Origin of the sequence: Nonomuraea jabiensis, from assembly GCF_014204795.1 — a bacterium.
GTDB classification, from domain to species: domain Bacteria; phylum Actinomycetota; class Actinomycetes; order Streptosporangiales; family Streptosporangiaceae; genus Nonomuraea; species Nonomuraea jabiensis.
Genome location: NZ_JACHMB010000001.1, coordinates 7,593,907 through 7,608,558 on the forward strand (window position 1 = coordinate 7,593,907; position 14,652 = coordinate 7,608,558).

Sequence of the window (14,652 nt, forward strand, 5' to 3'; positions counted from 1 at the left end):
GGCACCGGCTACGGCGCCCACCGGGCCGGCCCGGGTGAAGTCGCAGGTCGTCTACGGCACCCTCGACCGGCGCGTGCCGACCCTCGCGCCGGCGGTGCCGTTCGAGCAGGCCGAGTCCGCGACGGAAGACGTCGCCTACGGTCTCAAGCCGCTGCCGGTGACGTGGTGAGGGAGACGAGCACGGCCGTCGCCCGTCGCATCGGCAGCGGCCGCCCGCTGATCCGGGCCGCCGTCCTGGAGCGGGCCGCCGTCCTGGAGCGGGCCGCCGTCCTAGAGCGTGCCGTCGTCGCCCTGCGAGCCGAAGGGCGCGACGCCAAGGGGCAGCTCACCGACGTCTCAGGGGCTTTTCCGCCCGGCCGGGTCGCCGAGCTGAGCATGGGCGGCTGATCGGCTACGTCGCCGGTACTCGGTGGGTGTCAGCCCGACCAGCGCCCGGAAGCGGCGGGCGAAGTACGTCGGGTCGTCCCAGCCGACGGCGGCGCCGACCCGGGCAGTCGGCAGGGTCGAGTGCGCCAGTAACGTGGCGGCGCGCTCGGCCCGCAGCCGGGCCAGGAAGCCGAGCGGCGTCAGCCCGACGTACTGCCTGAACAGCCGCCCGAGATAGGCGGGATCCAGGCTGACCGACCGGGCGAGATCATCCAGCCGCCACGGGTCGGCGGGCGCTGCCTCCAGCCGGGCGATGACGGCGGCGACGGCGGGGTGGACGGCGGACTCGGGCCTCTGCCCTTCGGGGTCGCGGCCGTCGGCCAGGACGCCGAGTACGGTGACCAGCCGGCCGAGCACCCGCCCCGGCCGCCTCCGATCGGCGGCCAGCTCCCGTTCGAGCAGCCCGATCTCCGCGATGGCCTCTTCGGCGGCGGCCGGATCGACGGTCGTGACCGCCACGCCGTGCGTGCCGGAGGCCACCGGATCGGTCCACAGCATCCGGCGCAGCATCGGGATGTCGTACAGCGCCGCCAGCTCGCCCCGCAGCGCCTGGGCGGACAGGCAGCAGTTCGCGACGGTCAGGTCGGTGCAGTCGCGGAACCCGTGCCAGGCGCCGGGCCGGAGCACGACGACCTGCCCGCGCCGCAGCGGGTGCGCGCCCTGGCTGGTCAGGTGCCGGCCGTCGCCGGCTCCGATCACGGCGATCTCCAGGAAGTCGTGCGCGTGCGGCTCGATGTCGGGGTTCAGGTGGTGGACACCTGCCAGGACCGGGCCCCCGGCGAACAGCGCGTGCTCGTGCAGCATGGCAGGCATGTCGGGATCGTACGACTAATCGCCGGGATCGGCCTAGCCCGCAGCGGCACGGCTCGGCGAGGCTTGCGGTATCCCAACAGCAAGAACCCTGGAGGTCAGCGATGGCAACGACCACGACCGAGCAGCACCACAGCGACGTCGGCGCCGATGGCCGGGTGCCGGACGAGCTGGTGGCGGCCTACCGCGAGCACGGTTTCGTCCGAGTGCGGGGTGTGCTCGAGCCCGGCCAGGTCGAGCGCTTCCGGGCCGGCGCCGAGGCGTTCCTGGAGGCGCACCGCGCGGAGAGCCTGGAGAAGCAGGGCACCTTCAGCCAGCTGGTCAACGTCTGGCAGCGCGACCAGACGCTGCGGGAGCTCACGTTCGACCCGCGGATCGGCCGGATCGCCGAACAACTCGCCGGGTTCTCGCTGCGGCTCTGGCACGACCAGATGCTGGTCAAGGAGCCGCACAACAACGCCGCCACGGAGTTCCACCAGGATCGTCCGTACTGGCCGCACACGGGGGACCGGCTCCCGCTGTCGGCGTGGATAGCGCTGGTCGACGTTCCCCCGGAGCGGGGCTGCATGACCTTCCTGCCCGGTACCCAGGACCGCACCGGCCTGCGCCCGCAGGACCTTCACGAAGAGGAGGACCTGTTCGAGGCGGACCCGGCCCTGCGCTGGATCCCCCGCGTCACCGTGCCGCTCCGCGCGGGCGACTGCACCTTCCACAGCGGCTACACCGGCCACATGGCGCTGCCCAACCGCACCGACCAGGCCCGGCTCGCGCACGTCACCATCTACATGGACGAGGCGACCCGTTACAGCGGGGCCGGGCACGTCGTGACCGATCCTCTCGGACTCGCCGCGGGCGAGCGGCTGGACGGCGACACCTTCCCCCGCCCCTGGGCTTAGCGGGGCGGGCGTACAGCGGCCCTCCCAGGAAATCCGGAGGGCCACTGCGCTGCCCGGGGGGAATTCGGGAGGACGGCCGCTGCGCTGCCCAGCCGGGAAATCCGGGAGGGCCGCTGCGTTGTCCGGCCGCGAAACCCGGGAGGGCCGCTGCGTTGCCCGGCCGCGAAACCCGGGAAGGCCGCTGCGTTGCCCGGCCGCGAAACCCGGGAAGGCCGCTGCGCTGCCCGGCCGCGAAACCCGGGAAGGCCGCTGCGCTGCCCTGCTGGGGAATTCGGGAGAGCCGCTGCGGTGCTCGGCCGGGATTGCGCTCTGGTCGCCGGGCGTCCCACTGGTCGTCATGATGCGATCTTGCGCGGTCACGGTCCCCCTGGAACTGGTGGCCGGTACCGCACTGATCTCGTCCATCGTGTGGCCGGGCTGGGCGACGGTGCTGCCGCTCGCCGCGATCGTCGGCCTGAGCTGGGCCCTGCCGCCGATCTGGAGGTGACGGCGGATGCGCAAGCTCGCCGCCACAGCCAACTCCCTGCGATCCCAGGCCGATCCTGAGCGCTACCTGCCTCAGCCGGCCACCGCCCTGGACCAGCAGGCCAGGGCCCTGCTCGGTACGGGCCGGGTCGAACGGGCATTGAAGGCGAGCGCCGAACGGATCGGGCATCACCGCATCCTGCGAGCTTGCCGCCGGTCGAGAGGGGGACGCGCTCACGGACGCGCAGGAGGCGGTCGAGAGCGGGACGCGCCCACGAACACGCAGGAGGCGTCGAGTGCTGCGATCGACTGATCAACGTGGACCCCGATGAGTATCTTCCCCTCCTGGCACGCGACGTCAGGCACGGCGGATCGTGATGTCGCCGTCATGGCTGCGGGCGCGGATCTCGACCGTCTCGTCGAACCCTTCCGGGCTCTCGCGGGTGTCGAGGGAGTTGAGCAGCCTGCCGTTGGCCGTGCTCACGTCGAGGAACGCCGCCGTGCCCTCCCGGATACCGACCTCGAGATCCCCGGTCGTGCTCGTCAGGACGACCGAGCCGCGCGCGACCTCGCCGATCCGCACGCTGCCGTGCACGTTCTTCGCCTCGACGCCGCCGTGGGCGCGCTCGACCTGCATGTCGCCGCTGGTGCCGATCAGCCGCAGGTCGCCCGTCACCTCGCCGATGTAGCACTCCCCGTCGTCGTTCCTGATCGAGGCGGGGCCGTCCACCTCCTGGATCCTGATCTCGCCGGAGGCGCTGGAGACCTCGGCCCGGCCGGTGGCGCGCTCCACGCCGATGTCGCCGCTGTCGCTGGTCAGCTGGATCGCGCCGGCCTCGTCGAGCCGGATGTCGCCGTAGTCCGTCTGCAGCCGGCAGTCTCCCAGCCGGCCCGTGCAGTGGAACTCGCCCGACCTCGTCGAGCCCTGCACGTGCGAGCCCGACGGCAGCTCGATCGTCACGCGGACCGACTCGCCCCAGTCGCCGAACAGGCCGGCCAACGCCGACAGGCCCCACCCCTGCCGCCGCCCGCCTGCTCCGGCGCCCGCGTACCGGGACTGAACGGACTCCTGCTGCGCGCCCTTGACGACCAGCTTGCCGGCCGCGTAGCCGATCTGGACCGCGGCCGCCCCGCCCTCACCGTCGCCCGGCCGGGTGTCGACCACCGTGGTGGTGCGGTCGCTCGCGATGATCCTGACCTCGGCGCCGGGCAGCTCGATGCTGACCGAGATCGGCTCGGGCGTGTCGAATGTCGGCATGAAACCCTCCTCGTGGTTGCGTGCGTCCGGGCCTCAGCCGACCCAGCCGGTGTAGCTGCGCCCGCTCGCCGAGCCGCGCCCCGCCGGCCGGCGGCCGCCGGACTCCAACGTGGCGGCGACGGCGCGGACCAGCCAGGTGTTGACCGACAGGCCCTCCCGGCGGGCGGCCTCCTCGACCTGGACCTTGAGATGTTCGGGGACCCGGAGGCTGATGCGGGCCGTGCCGCCGTCCTGGATCTCCACGGGCTGGATCTCCACGGGCTGGACGTCCGCGCCGGACGGCCCGCCGTCGCTGTCAGGGGCCTCCGGCGCGGCCGGGTGTCCCGCCGGGGACCGGGTCAGGACGAAGTCGGGATCGCCGCGGCGCAGGCGGACCTCCACCGAGCCGGGCGCCAGCTCGCGCGTGATCTCGTCGGCGGCCGCCGACAGGACCTCCAGCAGGATCAGCCGGGCGGATGACTCGAGAGGTGAGACAAGTCGCTCGGCGAGGGCGCGCGCGTCCTCACCGCCTGCTTCCGCGGCGACCGCGAGGTCCCGGTGGAGCCTGTCGACGTACGGCTTGAGATCCATGGCGCCATTATGGCGCCAAAATGACGCCGGCGCCAGCGCCGCCGCGTCAAGCCCGGCCGAGCGTGTCGCGCAGCCGGCTCTTCTGGATCTTGTTCGAGCCGGTGCGGGGCAGGTCGTCCACGATGTCGAGGTACACGGGGAGCTTGTACCTGGCCAGCCGCTCGGCCAGGAACGCCCGCAGTTCGCCGATGGTCAGCTCGCGCCCGGGGGTCGTGATCACGAATGCCCGGCCGACCTCTCCCCACGTGGCGTCCGGTACGCCGATCACCGCGACCTCGGCGACCGCGGGGTGCTCGTAGGCGGCCGCCTCGACCTCGGCCGGGTAGACGTTCTCGCCGCCCGAGATGTACATGTCCTTGACCCGGTCGACGATGTGGAAGTGCCCGTCGGCGTCCACGTACGCGATGTCGCCGGAGTGGAACCACCGGCCCTCGGAGAAGGCCCGCGCGGTGGCGTCGGGGTCGTTCCAGTAGCCGGGGGTCACGTTCGGGCCCTGGATGATCACTTCACCGGGTTCGCCGGGGGAGGTGTCGGTCAGGTCGGGGCGGACGCAGCGGACATTGGTGAAGAAGACCGGGACCCCGGCGGATCCGGCCTTGCGCTCGCTCTCGCCCGCCTCCAGGAACGTGGCGCCCGGCGCGGTCTCGGTGAGGCCGTACCCCTGGCAGAAGGTCAGGCCGCGCTCCTGGTAGGTGTGGATCAGCGCGGGCGGGACCGCCGCGCCGCCCGCCATCAGGCAGCGTACGGACGACAGGTCGGCGCCCGCCCACCGGGGCGACCGCGCGAGCGCGGCGAACATCGTGGTCACGCCGAACATCCAGGTGACGCGGCGTTCGGCGATGAGGTCGAAGCAGGCGTCCACGCTCCAGGACGGCATGATGACCGAGCATCCGCCCTTGAGGAACGTGGGCAGCAGACACTGGTTGAGCGCCGCCACGTGGAACAGCGGCGCGCTGACCAGCGTCACCTCGTCGGCGGCGACGTCCACCCCGACCAGGAGGTTGTAGCAGTTCCAGATCAGGTTTCCGTGGGTCAGCGTGGCGCCCTTGGGGCGGCCCGTGGTGCCGGAGGTGTACAGGACGCAGGCCGCGTCGTCGAGGCCGACCGGCACGTCGATGGGTGTCGGATCGCCCGCGTCCAGCCAGTCCTCGTAGTCCGGGCCCAGCGCCACCACCGTGCGTACGGCCCGCCCGAAGGCGTGCCCGGGAGCGTGGACGAGCACCGTCGCCCCGCTGTGGGCCAGCAGGTGGTCGATCTCCGGCGCGGCGAGCCGGAAGTTCAGTGGCACGAAGATGCCGCCGAGCATGTGCGTGGCGAACATCGTCTCCACGAACGCCGGGTGGTTCTGCCCCAGGTAGGCCACCCGGTCTCCCTTGCGCACCCCGGCCGCGCGCAACTGCCCGGCCAGCCGGGTGGTGCGGTCGAACACCTCCGCGTACGTCGTCGCGCGGTCGCGGAAGACGAAGGCGGTGCGGTCCGGCGACATCGCGGCCCGCCTGGCCGGCCACCCGCCGAGCCCTGCGTTCAACACCGTCCCGTCACCTCTCAGGCATAGTGGCGGTAGACGGCACGGGCGACGCAGGCGGGCTTGCCGACGCCGTCGATCTCGAGGGTGAAGTCGCAGAGCATCTGCACGCCGTCGCCGGGCACGTCCTCGACCTCGGCGACCTTCGCGGCCAGGCGGACCTTGGCGCCCACCCGCACCGGGGCGGGGAAGCGGACCTTCTCCAGCCCGTAGTTGATGCTCATCTTCACGCCCCGGATGTCGAGCACCTCGTTGAACAGCGGGATGACCAGCGACAGGGTGAGATAGCCGTGCGCGATGGTGCCGCCGAAGGGGCCGTCCGCGGCCCGCCGGGTGTCCACGTGGATCCATTGGTGGTCGTTCGTGGCGTCCGCGAAGGTGTTCACCCGCTCCTGGGTGATCTCCAGCCAGGAGCTGTGGCCCAGGTCGCGGCCGGCCAGGGCCTTGATCTCCGCGAGTCCGTCAACCGTGATCATGAGCTCTCCTTGTCGAGGCCGAGCAGGCGGGCGGCGTTGTGCTTGAGGATCTTGGGGCGTACCTCGGGCTTGATGTCGAGCTGGGCGAAGTCGGCCAGCCAGCGGTCCGGGGTGATGACGGGATAGTCGGAGCCGAAGAGCACCTTGTCCTTGAGCAGGCTGTTGGCGTACCGGACGAGCTGCGGCGGGAAGTACTTCGGCGACCATCCGGACAGGTCGATGTGGACGTACGGCTTGTGCGTGGCGACGGCGAGCGCCTCGTCCTGCCAGGGGAACGACGGGTGGGCCAGGATGACGCGCAACTCGGGGAAGTCCACGGCCACGTCGTCGACCAGCATCGGGTTGGAGTACTTGAGCCGGATGCCGCCCCCGCCGGGCACGCCCGCGCCGATGCCGGTCTGACCGGTGTGAAAGAGGGCGGGCACGCCGAGCTCCTCGATGACCTCGTACAGGGGGTAGGCCATCGGGTCGTTCGGGGCGAACCCCTGGATGCTGGGGTGGAACTTGAAGCCGCGCACCCCGTGCCGCTCCACCAGGCGGCGGGCCTCCCGCGCCCCCGCCCTGCCCTTGTGCGGGTCGACACTGGCGAACGGGATCAGCACGTCGGCGTGTTCGGCGCAGCTCTCGGCGATCTCCTCGTTGGCGATGCGCGGGTGGCCGGTGGCGTGCTCGGCGTCCACGGTGAACACCACCGCGGCCATCTTCCGCTCCCGGTAATAGGCCGCCATCTGGGGGATGGCGGGGCGCTCGTGCGAGCCGAAGTACTCCTCGGACGCGCCGAACAGCACCGGGCTCAGCGAGCCGTGGCCGTCCTTGGAGATCTCGGCATGGGTGTGGACGTCGATCGCGACCAGCTCGTCGAGGTTCACCGTCAGGCTCCCTTGGGGGCGGGGATGCCGTAGGTCTCGGGTTCGGCGCCGACGCCCGTGCGCCACTGCCCGGCGATCGCCTCGGCGCTCCAGCCGCCGTCGGCGTACGCCACCGCCTTCTCCTTCGGGTGCGCCCACAGGACCAGCCGGTCCCCGCCGACGCCGATCGCCTGCCCGGTGACGCCCTTGGAGTCGTCCGAGGCCAGGTACGTGATCAGCCCGGTCACGTCCTCGACCGTGCCCAGCCCCTCGTCCCGGCGCAGCCAGCCGGGCAGCGGCTCCCCGGTGCGCTCGGACTCGGCGATGACCTGCGCGAACGCCGGGATGGTCTTGGTCATCTCGGTGGCCGCGACCGGGATCACCGCGTTGACCGTGATGTCGGCCTTGGCCAGCTCCATCGCCCAGGTCCGGGCCATCGCGACGATGCCGGCCTTGGCCGCGGCGTAGTTAGTCTGGCCGAAGTTACCGCGCTGGCCGGCCGGCGAGCCGACGAGAATCAGCCGCCCGCCGGTGCCCTGCTCCCGCATCCGCACCGCCGCCGCGCGGGCGCAGGTGAACGTGCCCCGCAGGTGCACGTTGACGACGTCGTCGAAGTCCTCGTCGGACATCTTCCACAGCACCCGGTCGCGCAGGATGCCCGCGTTCGTGATCAGCACGTCGAGGCGCCCGAACTCCCGTACGCTCGCCTCGACCAGCTGGTCGGCCGCCGCCGTGCCACCGACGGCGGCGGCCACGCCGACGGCCCGTCCACCCGCCGTGGTGATCTTCGCCACCGCGGCGTCCACCGCCTCCTGGTCAACGTCATTCACCACCACGGCGGCGCCCGCCGCGGCCAGGGCCTCGGCATAGGCCAGGCCGAGGCCGCGCCCGCTACCGGTGACGATCGCCACTTTGCCGGTCAGATCCATGTGGGACACCTCTCCGAACGTGATCAAGAATTCGACCGCCTTGCGCTGTGCGACGCGATCGATGCCGTCGAACGGCTACTGGCCGACCGACGTCCGCCCCGACGTCCGTACCGGCATCCGGACCGGTATCCGCACCGACGTCCGCACCGGTATCCGCACCGACGTCCGCCCCGGCATCCGGACCGGCGGGCGCCCGGCGCGGACGAGCGGAACCAGGGCGGAACCACGGCCCGCACCTCGACCGCACCGGGCGTCGAAAGCGCCGGCCCGCGTCTCGGCGGCTTCGGGCGTCGGGGGTGCCGGCCCGCGTCTCGGCGGCTTCGGGCATCGGGGACGCTGGCCCGCGCCTCGGTCGCACCGGGCCTCGGCCCGCGCCTCGACCACATCCGCCCGCGGCCCGCGCCTCGACCGGGCGTCGGGGGCGTCGGCCGGTGCCGAGGACCAGCCCGGTCACGTCCCTGCTCCAGCAGCACAGCGTTGAGGACCAGGCCGGTCACGCCCCTGCTCCGGCAGCACGGCGTTGAGGTCGGGAACCGGCGCGTTGCCGAACAGCGGCGCGCCGACCAGACCGAGCGTGCGGCGGGCGGCCGTCACGGTCTCGTCCGCAGCGGTCACCTGGCCGACGGACGGGGCGATCACGTCGGCACGGCCGCCCTTGGTCGCGTCGACACCGGTCTCGCCCGCCGCGATCACTCGCCACCTGACCACCTGGCACCTGGCCACCTCGCGCCACCGGCCTTCCTCGAACTCGGGTCGCTCATGGTCGCGCTTCTCTCTCACGATTCCGCCATCGCGGGGCCCCGGCCACACTGCGGAAAGGCCGGGTACGCAGCTGACAGACCGCCCTCAATTGACAGGAAACCTGTCGATCCGCAGTCTTATTGTCAACAGGTTTCCTGTCAATGGCCTAGCCTGGATCTCCCCGAAGCCGACTCAGGAGCAGGTGATGACCGCAACGGCGGAACAGCAGGCGGGATCGGCCGCGGACAAGGCGCCGCCGTCACTGCTCTACATGGTCAAACAAGTGGAGCTCGTCGTCCGCGCACGCCTCGACGAGCTGGTGCGACCGGCCGGCATCACGGTGACGCAGTACACCGCCCTCACCGTGCTGGAGCGGCACGACGGGCTGTCGGCCGCCCAACTGGCCCGCGACTCGTTTGTCACCGCCCAGTCCGTGGCCGACCTGGTGCGCGCCCTGGAGGAGCGCGGGCTCATCCGGCGCGAGCGCAACCCGGCCAACCGCCGCGAGCTGCACATCCTTCTCACCGACGCAGGCCGCGAACTCCTGGCCCGCCTAGCCGAGCCCGTACGCGAGCTCGAGGAGCTCATGATCGCAGACCTGTCCACGCGCCAGGTCGGCCAGCTCCGCCACGCCCTCTCCAAGGCGTGGCGGGCTCTTCTGTAAAGCTCCTTGACAACGGTCACCCGACAGCGACGACGTCAACCGCAGGTCGGAACGGTCACCCGACAGCGACGGCGTCAACCGTAGGTGGGAACGGTCACCCGACGGCGACGGCCTCAACCGCAGGTCGTACCTGAAAGCCAAACCTCAGGTTGACGCGGTGGACCGCGTGCCTCCTCAACAATGGCCGGGTGACGTTGGGCATGTCGTTCCCGGAGATCATCGTGGTGCTGGGCGCCGCGCTGCTGGTGGTCGCCCGCCGGCTTCCTTCCCCTGCCCCCCGGCCGCTCGCGACGGGCGCGGCGGCGGTCGTGCTGCTGTCCGCGACGGCGCTGGTCGTGTCCGGGCTGCGCTGGCAGTTCGCGCCGGTCCTCGCAGGTGCCGCCATCCTCCTGTCGTTCAGCTTCCCCGTGCTGCTGGGCCGGCCCGCGCGGCGGGCTCCGTGGTGGCTGGCGTTCCCGGGGTGGACGGCGTGCGCCGGCCTCATAGGTGTGGGCTTGTTGGCGGCGTGGGCGTTTCCGGTGCCCGATTTCCCCGAGCCGTCGGGCCGCTTCCCGGTCGGCACCCTCGTGCTGGAGTGGACCGAACCGGCGCGTCCGGAGCCCGCCACCCCCGCCCCGGATGACCGGCGCACGGTGGTCGTCCAGCTCTGGTACCCGGCGCGGGGGAGTTCCACGGGCACCGCGCGTTCTCAGTATCTCGGACGTACGGCGCGAGAGGCGCGCGTCGTCTCCCGCGCCGCGGCTGACTACCTCGGGGTGCCCGGTTTCCTGCTCGACGGCGCCTCGACCGCCCGCACCCGCTCGGTGCCGGATGCCGCCGTGGCACGGGAGGGAGGACGGTTCCCCGTGGTGCTGTTCTCGCCGGGGCTCGGGGGAGTGCGCACCCAGAACACCGCCTGGGCCGAAGAGCTGGCCAGCCTCGGCTACGTCGTGGCGGCCCTCGACCACCCGTACGACTCCGCCGCCGTCGTCCTCGCCGACGGCCGGACGATCCGCACCCGGGTCGCCGCGACCGGCGACGCGCGCGAGGACGAGCGGCGGGCAGCTGGCTGGACGGCGGTGCGCGCCGACGACCTCGGCTTCGTCCTGACCCAGCTGGGCCGCCTCGACCGAGGTGAGCTCGCGGGCCCGCTGACCGGCCGCCTCGACACCGCTCGGGCCGCGGTGACCGGCCACTCGATCGGCGGAGCCGCCGCGTTGCTGGCGGCCCGTCAGGACACCCGGTTCGCGGCGGTCATCAACCTGGACGGCGCTCCCCACGACCCCGAGCCGCGGCCCTTCCACCAACCGGTGCTCGCGCTCACCCACCCGGTGGACCCGGCCGACAACCCCACCTACATTCCCCGCCTCACACAGGTGCTCGACCTCAGCACCGCCACGAGTTACCGGCTCACCGTCCCGGGGACGTCACATCTGACGTTCACGGACGCGCCGCTCTACCTTCCGCCCGTGCCCGCGCTGGCCGGGTCGCTGGGCCGTACCGACGGACTGCGCCTCACGGCCGCCACCAGTGCCGCGTTCCTCGACGCGACCTTACGCGGCAAGCCAGGCGACCTCGCTGCGCGGCTGTCACCGTACGGCGACCTCACCGTCCACAACGCGGACAGCGGGGTACGATCCGGCGGGTGAAGGGGCAGCGCTGGACCGACTACCTCTACGAGCGACACCCGCCGGCCCGGCTGCACGCGTGGGCGCGCGAACTGGCCTACTTCCGCTTCTGCCGTGCGTACGGCGGGCACGCCAACGACGGCGACCAGTTGCTGGCCGCTCTGCGCGTCGAGACGCAGGACGACCTCATGCGGACGCTGTCCACGCTCGGCGTGCCCGTGACGTGGCTCGACCCCGGCGATCCAAGGCCGGTCCCCGGCGTCGCTTACACTGCGGCCGAGTTCGCCCACTTCCCGGTCGCCATGCCGCGCTTCCCGGGGATCGGTCAGCCGGGGCACGTGGAGCTCGCCGGGCACCGCGCCCACGTCTGGTCGCACGGGGATCGGCTGGACATCAGCGTGGCCGACACCCTCGATCCCTACAGCGTCAGCGATGCCGCGGTCGCTTCGGCCAAGGCGATCGAGGCGCTGCTGACTCCGATCGCAGGCCAGGTCGTGGACCCTCCGCAGGATGACAGGAACTGCGTGTGCCCCCGGTACTACCCGGACCTCTGGCCCGATCGGCGAGGGTGACGCAACGGCAAGATGCGCCCACGCTGCCGGGCTGGTCAACTGCCGCTCCGGGTCGCGCTGCGGGGCTGGTCGGCTGTCGGTCTGGGGCTGTGCTGCCGGGCTGGTCGGCTGCCGATACGGGTTGTGCTGCCGGGCTGGTTGGCTGTCGATTCGGGGCCGTGGTTTGGGACCGGTCGGTTGGCGATTTGGGTTGCGCCGGTGGATCGGTCGGTTGGTGGTTGGGGTGGCGTTGCCGGGTCCGGCCAATTGGTGGTGCCGGTCGTGTTGTGGGGGCCCGGTGGATCGGTCGGTCGGTTGCTGGTGGGGCGTGGTGCTGTGGGGTCCGGTCGGGTGGTGGTGCGGGTCCTGCCGTTGGGGTCGGTCGAGTGGCGGTTGTGGGGGTGCGGTTGGGGTCGGTCGAGTGGCGGTTGTGGGGGTGCGGTTGGGGTCGGTCGAGTGGCGGTTGTGGGGGTGCGGTTGGGGTCGGTCGAGTGGCGGTTGTGGGGGTGCGGTTGGGGTCGGTCGAGTGGCGGTTGTGGGGGTGCGGTTGAGGTCGGTCGAGTGGCGGTTGGGGCGTGCCATTGACGCGGTTAGCTGGCGATGCGGGTTGTGCTGGTCCGTTCGTGGAACGTGCGGCGGTAGGCGGTGGGGGATACTCCGACGATCCGAGCGAAGTGTGCTCGTAGGCTGGCCGGGCCGCCGAAGCCGCAGCTGTCGGCGATCCAGCCGATCGGCCGGTCGCTGGTCTCCAGGAACTGCTGGGCCCGGCGTACCCGCTGCTGCAGCAGCCAGCGCAGCGGCGACATCCCGAGTGCCTCGGCGAACCGGCGTTCGACGGTGCGCACGCTGACATTGGCCTGGGCGGCCAGGTCGGCGATGGACAGCGGGAGGTGCAGATGTTCGGTGGCCCAGTCCAGGAGGGCGGCCAGCCAGTCGTCGCGGACCACGGGGGAGGCGGGGCGGTGGTACTGGGCCTGCCCGCCGTCCCGGTGCGGCGGGGTGACCAGGCGGCGGGCCAGCTCGGCGGCCACCGCGGCGCCGTGGTCGACCCGTACGACGTGCAGGCAGGCGTCGATGCCGGCCACCGTCCCCGCGGAGGTGATCACGTTGGCGTCCTCCACGTAGAGCACGGACGGGTCGACCCGGACGGCGGGATAGCGGCGGCTCAGCTCCTCCGCGTGCAGCCAGTGCGTGGTGGCCCGGCGCCCGTCGAGCACCCCGGCGGCGGCCAGGACGAAGGCGCCGGAACAGATGGACAGGATCCGGATCCCGCGCCGGTACGCCTCCCGGACGACGTCCACCAACTCCGCGGGCGGGTCGTCGTGCACGTTCGTGCAGGCCGGGATGACGAGGGTGTCCGTCGAGTCCAGATCCCACCCGCCGCTCACCGGGGCGAGGGTGAATCCCGGGCTCAGCCGCACCGGCGCGTCCCCGATCGGGACGGCCGAGAACCGATACCACGGGTCGGCCAGGTGCGGCCGGTCGACGCCGAAGACCTGACATGGGACGGCTGCTTCGAAGATCGGCATGTCGTCGGTGACGGCCATGACGACGTGATGGGCGCGCATGTCGCGAATCTAGCGCAGGTTGACGTACGCGACGGTGGTCCCCGGCGGCACCGTTCAGCAAGATCGGAAGGAGTCGTTGAACAGCTGAAGGAGACCTGATGACGGAGCTCGACGACCGGTTCGGTCGCGGTAGTGCGAAGCCGGTGGTGGCGGTGTTCGGTGCCTATGGGCACACCGCCCGGTTCGTGACGGCGGAGTTGCTGGAGCGCGGTTGGACGCCGGTCCTGTCTGGGCGGGATGCGGTGAAGCTGGAAGCTGCCGCCGCCGCCCACCCCGGCGTGGAGTGGCGGATCGCCTCGGTCGACGATCCGGCCTCGCTCGACCGTGCGATCGCCGGGACGGCAGCGGTGATCAACTGTGCCGGGCCGTTCGGCGACACCGCGCCGCCGCTGATCGAGGCCGCGCTGCGTGCCGGGATCCACTACCTGGACGTCACCGGCGAGACCTTGGTCGCGATGAGCACCTTCGACACCTACCGGGATGACCCGCGGGTGAAGGAGGCGGGCATCGTGGTGGCGCCGGTGATGGCGTTCTATGGCGCGCTGGGCGATCTGCTCGCGACCGTCGCGATGGGGGACTGGCCGGCGGCCGACGAGATCTCCATCGCGGTGGCCCTGGACAGCTGGCACCCGACCCGGGGCACCGTGCTGGCCGGGCAACGCAGGGCCGGGCGGCGGGTGGTCTTCTCGGATCACCACCTGCGGGTTGTCGCGGGCGACGAGCCGCCGCCGAAGGGGACGTGGACGTTCGGCGAACCGTTCGGGACCCAGGATGTCGTGGGGCAGTTCTCCAACGCCGACGTGGTCACCGTCTCCCGCCACCTGGACACCCCGCGGATCGACGCCTTCCTGAACGTCGCCCCGCTGAAGGATCTCGGCGACCCGGAGACCAAGGGACCGCAGGCGGCCGACGCCGAAGGGCGATCGGCCCAGGTCTTCCTGGTCGAGGTCGTCGTCCGCCGGGGGGACGAGCGGCGGCGGGTGGCGGCTCGGGGCCGTGACATCTACGCCATCACCGCGCCGATCGTGGTGGAGGCCGCCGAACGGATCCTGACCGGCCGCGGCCGGGCCACCGGGGTCGTCACCGCCGGGGAGATCTTCGACGCCGAGGACTTCCTGCGGTCTCTCCCGCTGGAGGAACTGTCGCTGGGCGACGAGTGATACTGCCACGTCCCTATTGAGTACGTCGCGGCAATCGACGTACGACGATGCTGGCGAATCTTCCAGTGGCGGGAGTCTTGGGGAGGCGTGAGATTGCCGCCTACGACCAGCAGCGTGCGGCGGTCCTGACTCGCCGCACGCGGGCGAACGGCACACGC

Annotated in this window: 17 protein-coding genes; 8 read left to right on the plus strand and 9 right to left on the minus strand. The window is 72.0% G+C overall.

Annotation, left to right across the window (positions count from 1 at the left end; genetic code table 11):
• Window positions 1–34: 34 nt before the first annotated feature.
• On the plus strand, window positions 35–169 hold the full coding sequence (locus HD596_RS64015) for a hypothetical protein (RefSeq protein WP_281398285.1): 135 nt from the start codon (window positions 35–37) through the stop codon (window positions 167–169).
• Window positions 166–387 carry a hypothetical protein gene (locus HD596_RS34710; RefSeq protein WP_185073578.1) on the plus strand — a complete coding sequence of 74 codons (222 nt, stop codon included), beginning with the start codon at window positions 166–168 and terminating at the stop codon, window positions 385–387. Before HD596_RS64015 ends, HD596_RS34710 begins: the two co-directional genes overlap by 4 nt.
• Here the strand turns inward: HD596_RS34710 and HD596_RS34715 are convergent.
• Complete coding sequence (locus tag HD596_RS34715) at window positions 337–1,239, minus strand: AraC family transcriptional regulator (RefSeq protein WP_185073579.1); 903 nt, start codon at window positions 1,237–1,239, stop codon at window positions 337–339. The two genes, HD596_RS34710 and HD596_RS34715, sit on opposite strands and share 51 nt — an antisense overlap.
• A 101-nt stretch (window positions 1,240–1,340) precedes the next feature.
• Here HD596_RS34715 and HD596_RS34720 point away from each other — a divergent pair, with 101 nt between their 5' ends.
• Both HD596_RS34720 and HD596_RS34725 read left to right on the plus strand, forming a co-directional pair.
• A complete protein-coding gene (locus tag HD596_RS34720) occupies window positions 1,341–2,132 on the plus strand; it encodes a phytanoyl-CoA dioxygenase family protein (RefSeq protein WP_185073580.1) in 792 nt (263 codons plus the stop codon).
• Window positions 2,133–2,469: 337 nt separating this feature from the next.
• On the plus strand, window positions 2,470–2,619 hold the full coding sequence (locus tag HD596_RS34725; RefSeq protein WP_185073581.1) for a hypothetical protein: 150 nt from the start codon (window positions 2,470–2,472) through the stop codon (window positions 2,617–2,619).
• A 336-nt stretch (window positions 2,620–2,955) separates the two neighbouring features.
• Here HD596_RS34725 and HD596_RS34730 read toward each other — a convergent pair whose 3' ends face one another.
• From HD596_RS34730 to HD596_RS34760, 7 genes are all read right to left on the minus strand, one after another.
• Window positions 2,956–3,855 (minus strand): DUF4097 family beta strand repeat-containing protein, encoded by a 900-nt coding sequence (locus HD596_RS34730; RefSeq protein WP_185073582.1) that lies wholly within the window; start codon window positions 3,853–3,855, stop codon window positions 2,956–2,958.
• Window positions 3,856–3,888: 33 nt separating this feature from the next.
• On the minus strand, window positions 3,889–4,425 hold the full coding sequence (locus tag HD596_RS34735) for a hypothetical protein (protein WP_185073583.1): 537 nt from the start codon (window positions 4,423–4,425) through the stop codon (window positions 3,889–3,891).
• A 46-nt stretch (window positions 4,426–4,471) separates the two neighbouring features.
• Window positions 4,472–5,956, minus strand: a complete 1,485-nt coding sequence (locus tag HD596_RS34740; RefSeq protein ID WP_185073584.1) for an acyl-CoA synthetase — start codon at window positions 5,954–5,956, stop codon at window positions 4,472–4,474.
• Between the two features lie 14 nt (window positions 5,957–5,970).
• Entirely contained in the window at window positions 5,971–6,426 is a 456-nt protein-coding gene (locus tag HD596_RS34745) for a MaoC family dehydratase (RefSeq protein WP_185073585.1), read from the minus strand.
• Window positions 6,423–7,295: an amidohydrolase family protein gene (locus tag HD596_RS34750; protein WP_185073587.1), complete on the minus strand. Its 873-nt coding sequence runs from the start codon at window positions 7,293–7,295 to the stop codon at window positions 6,423–6,425. Before HD596_RS34750 ends, HD596_RS34745 begins: the two co-directional genes overlap by 4 nt.
• Before the next feature lie 2 nt (window positions 7,296–7,297).
• On the minus strand, window positions 7,298–8,203 hold the full coding sequence (locus tag HD596_RS34755; RefSeq protein WP_185073589.1) for an SDR family oxidoreductase: 906 nt from the start codon (window positions 8,201–8,203) through the stop codon (window positions 7,298–7,300).
• 450 nt (window positions 8,204–8,653) lie between these two features.
• Entirely contained in the window at window positions 8,654–8,983 is a 330-nt protein-coding gene (locus HD596_RS34760) for a hypothetical protein (protein ID WP_185073591.1), read from the minus strand.
• A gap of 166 nt (window positions 8,984–9,149) precedes the next feature.
• On the opposite strand from HD596_RS34760, the gene HD596_RS34765 reads away from it, so the two are divergent.
• The 3 genes from HD596_RS34765 (at window position 9,150) to HD596_RS34775 (ending at window position 11,787) form a co-directional block, all read left to right on the plus strand.
• Entirely contained in the window at window positions 9,150–9,608 is a 459-nt protein-coding gene (locus tag HD596_RS34765) for a MarR family winged helix-turn-helix transcriptional regulator (protein WP_221519642.1), read from the plus strand.
• Between the two features lie 188 nt (window positions 9,609–9,796).
• Window positions 9,797–11,236 (plus strand): alpha/beta hydrolase family protein, encoded by a 1,440-nt coding sequence (locus tag HD596_RS34770; protein ID WP_313045537.1) that lies wholly within the window; start codon window positions 9,797–9,799, stop codon window positions 11,234–11,236.
• Complete coding sequence (locus HD596_RS34775) at window positions 11,233–11,787, plus strand: hypothetical protein (RefSeq protein WP_185073593.1); 555 nt, start codon at window positions 11,233–11,235, stop codon at window positions 11,785–11,787. The genes HD596_RS34770 and HD596_RS34775 overlap by 4 nt, the downstream gene beginning before the upstream one ends.
• Before the next feature lie 569 nt (window positions 11,788–12,356).
• On the opposite strand, the gene HD596_RS34780 is transcribed toward HD596_RS34775, so the two are convergent.
• Window positions 12,357–13,334 (minus strand): helix-turn-helix domain-containing protein, encoded by a 978-nt coding sequence (locus HD596_RS34780; RefSeq protein ID WP_185073595.1) that lies wholly within the window; start codon window positions 13,332–13,334, stop codon window positions 12,357–12,359.
• Window positions 13,335–13,432: 98 nt separating this feature from the next.
• Here HD596_RS34780 and HD596_RS34785 point away from each other — a divergent pair, with 98 nt between their 5' ends.
• Window positions 13,433–14,494, plus strand: coding sequence for a saccharopine dehydrogenase family protein (locus HD596_RS34785; RefSeq protein WP_185073596.1), 1,062 nt, complete (start codon window positions 13,433–13,435; stop codon window positions 14,492–14,494).
• Window positions 14,495–14,652 lie beyond the last annotated feature (158 nt).

What these genes read in the sequence shown, in the direction of transcription:
- HD596_RS34715 (WP_185073579.1), bottom strand. Translation starts at nt 1,239, where the DNA reads ATGCCTGCCATGCTGCACGAGCACGCGCTGTTCGCCGGGGGCCCGGTC.
- HD596_RS34720 (WP_185073580.1), top strand. Translation starts at nt 1,341, where the DNA reads ATGGCAACGACCACGACCGAGCAGCACCACAGCGACGTCGGCGCCGAT.
- HD596_RS34725 (WP_185073581.1), top strand. Translation starts at nt 2,470, where the DNA reads ATGATGCGATCTTGCGCGGTCACGGTCCCCCTGGAACTGGTGGCCGGT.
- HD596_RS34730 (WP_185073582.1), bottom strand. Translation starts at nt 3,855, where the DNA reads ATGCCGACATTCGACACGCCCGAGCCGATCTCGGTCAGCATCGAGCTG.
- HD596_RS34735 (WP_185073583.1), bottom strand. Translation starts at nt 4,425, where the DNA reads ATGGATCTCAAGCCGTACGTCGACAGGCTCCACCGGGACCTCGCGGTC.
- HD596_RS34745 (WP_185073585.1), bottom strand. Translation starts at nt 6,426, where the DNA reads ATGATCACGGTTGACGGACTCGCGGAGATCAAGGCCCTGGCCGGCCGC.
- HD596_RS34755 (WP_185073589.1), bottom strand. Translation starts at nt 8,203, where the DNA reads ATGGATCTGACCGGCAAAGTGGCGATCGTCACCGGTAGCGGGCGCGGC.
- HD596_RS34765 (WP_221519642.1), top strand. Translation starts at nt 9,150, where the DNA reads ATGACCGCAACGGCGGAACAGCAGGCGGGATCGGCCGCGGACAAGGCG.
- HD596_RS34780 (WP_185073595.1), bottom strand. Translation starts at nt 13,334, where the DNA reads ATGCGCGCCCATCACGTCGTCATGGCCGTCACCGACGACATGCCGATC.
- HD596_RS34785 (WP_185073596.1), top strand. Translation starts at nt 13,433, where the DNA reads ATGACGGAGCTCGACGACCGGTTCGGTCGCGGTAGTGCGAAGCCGGTG.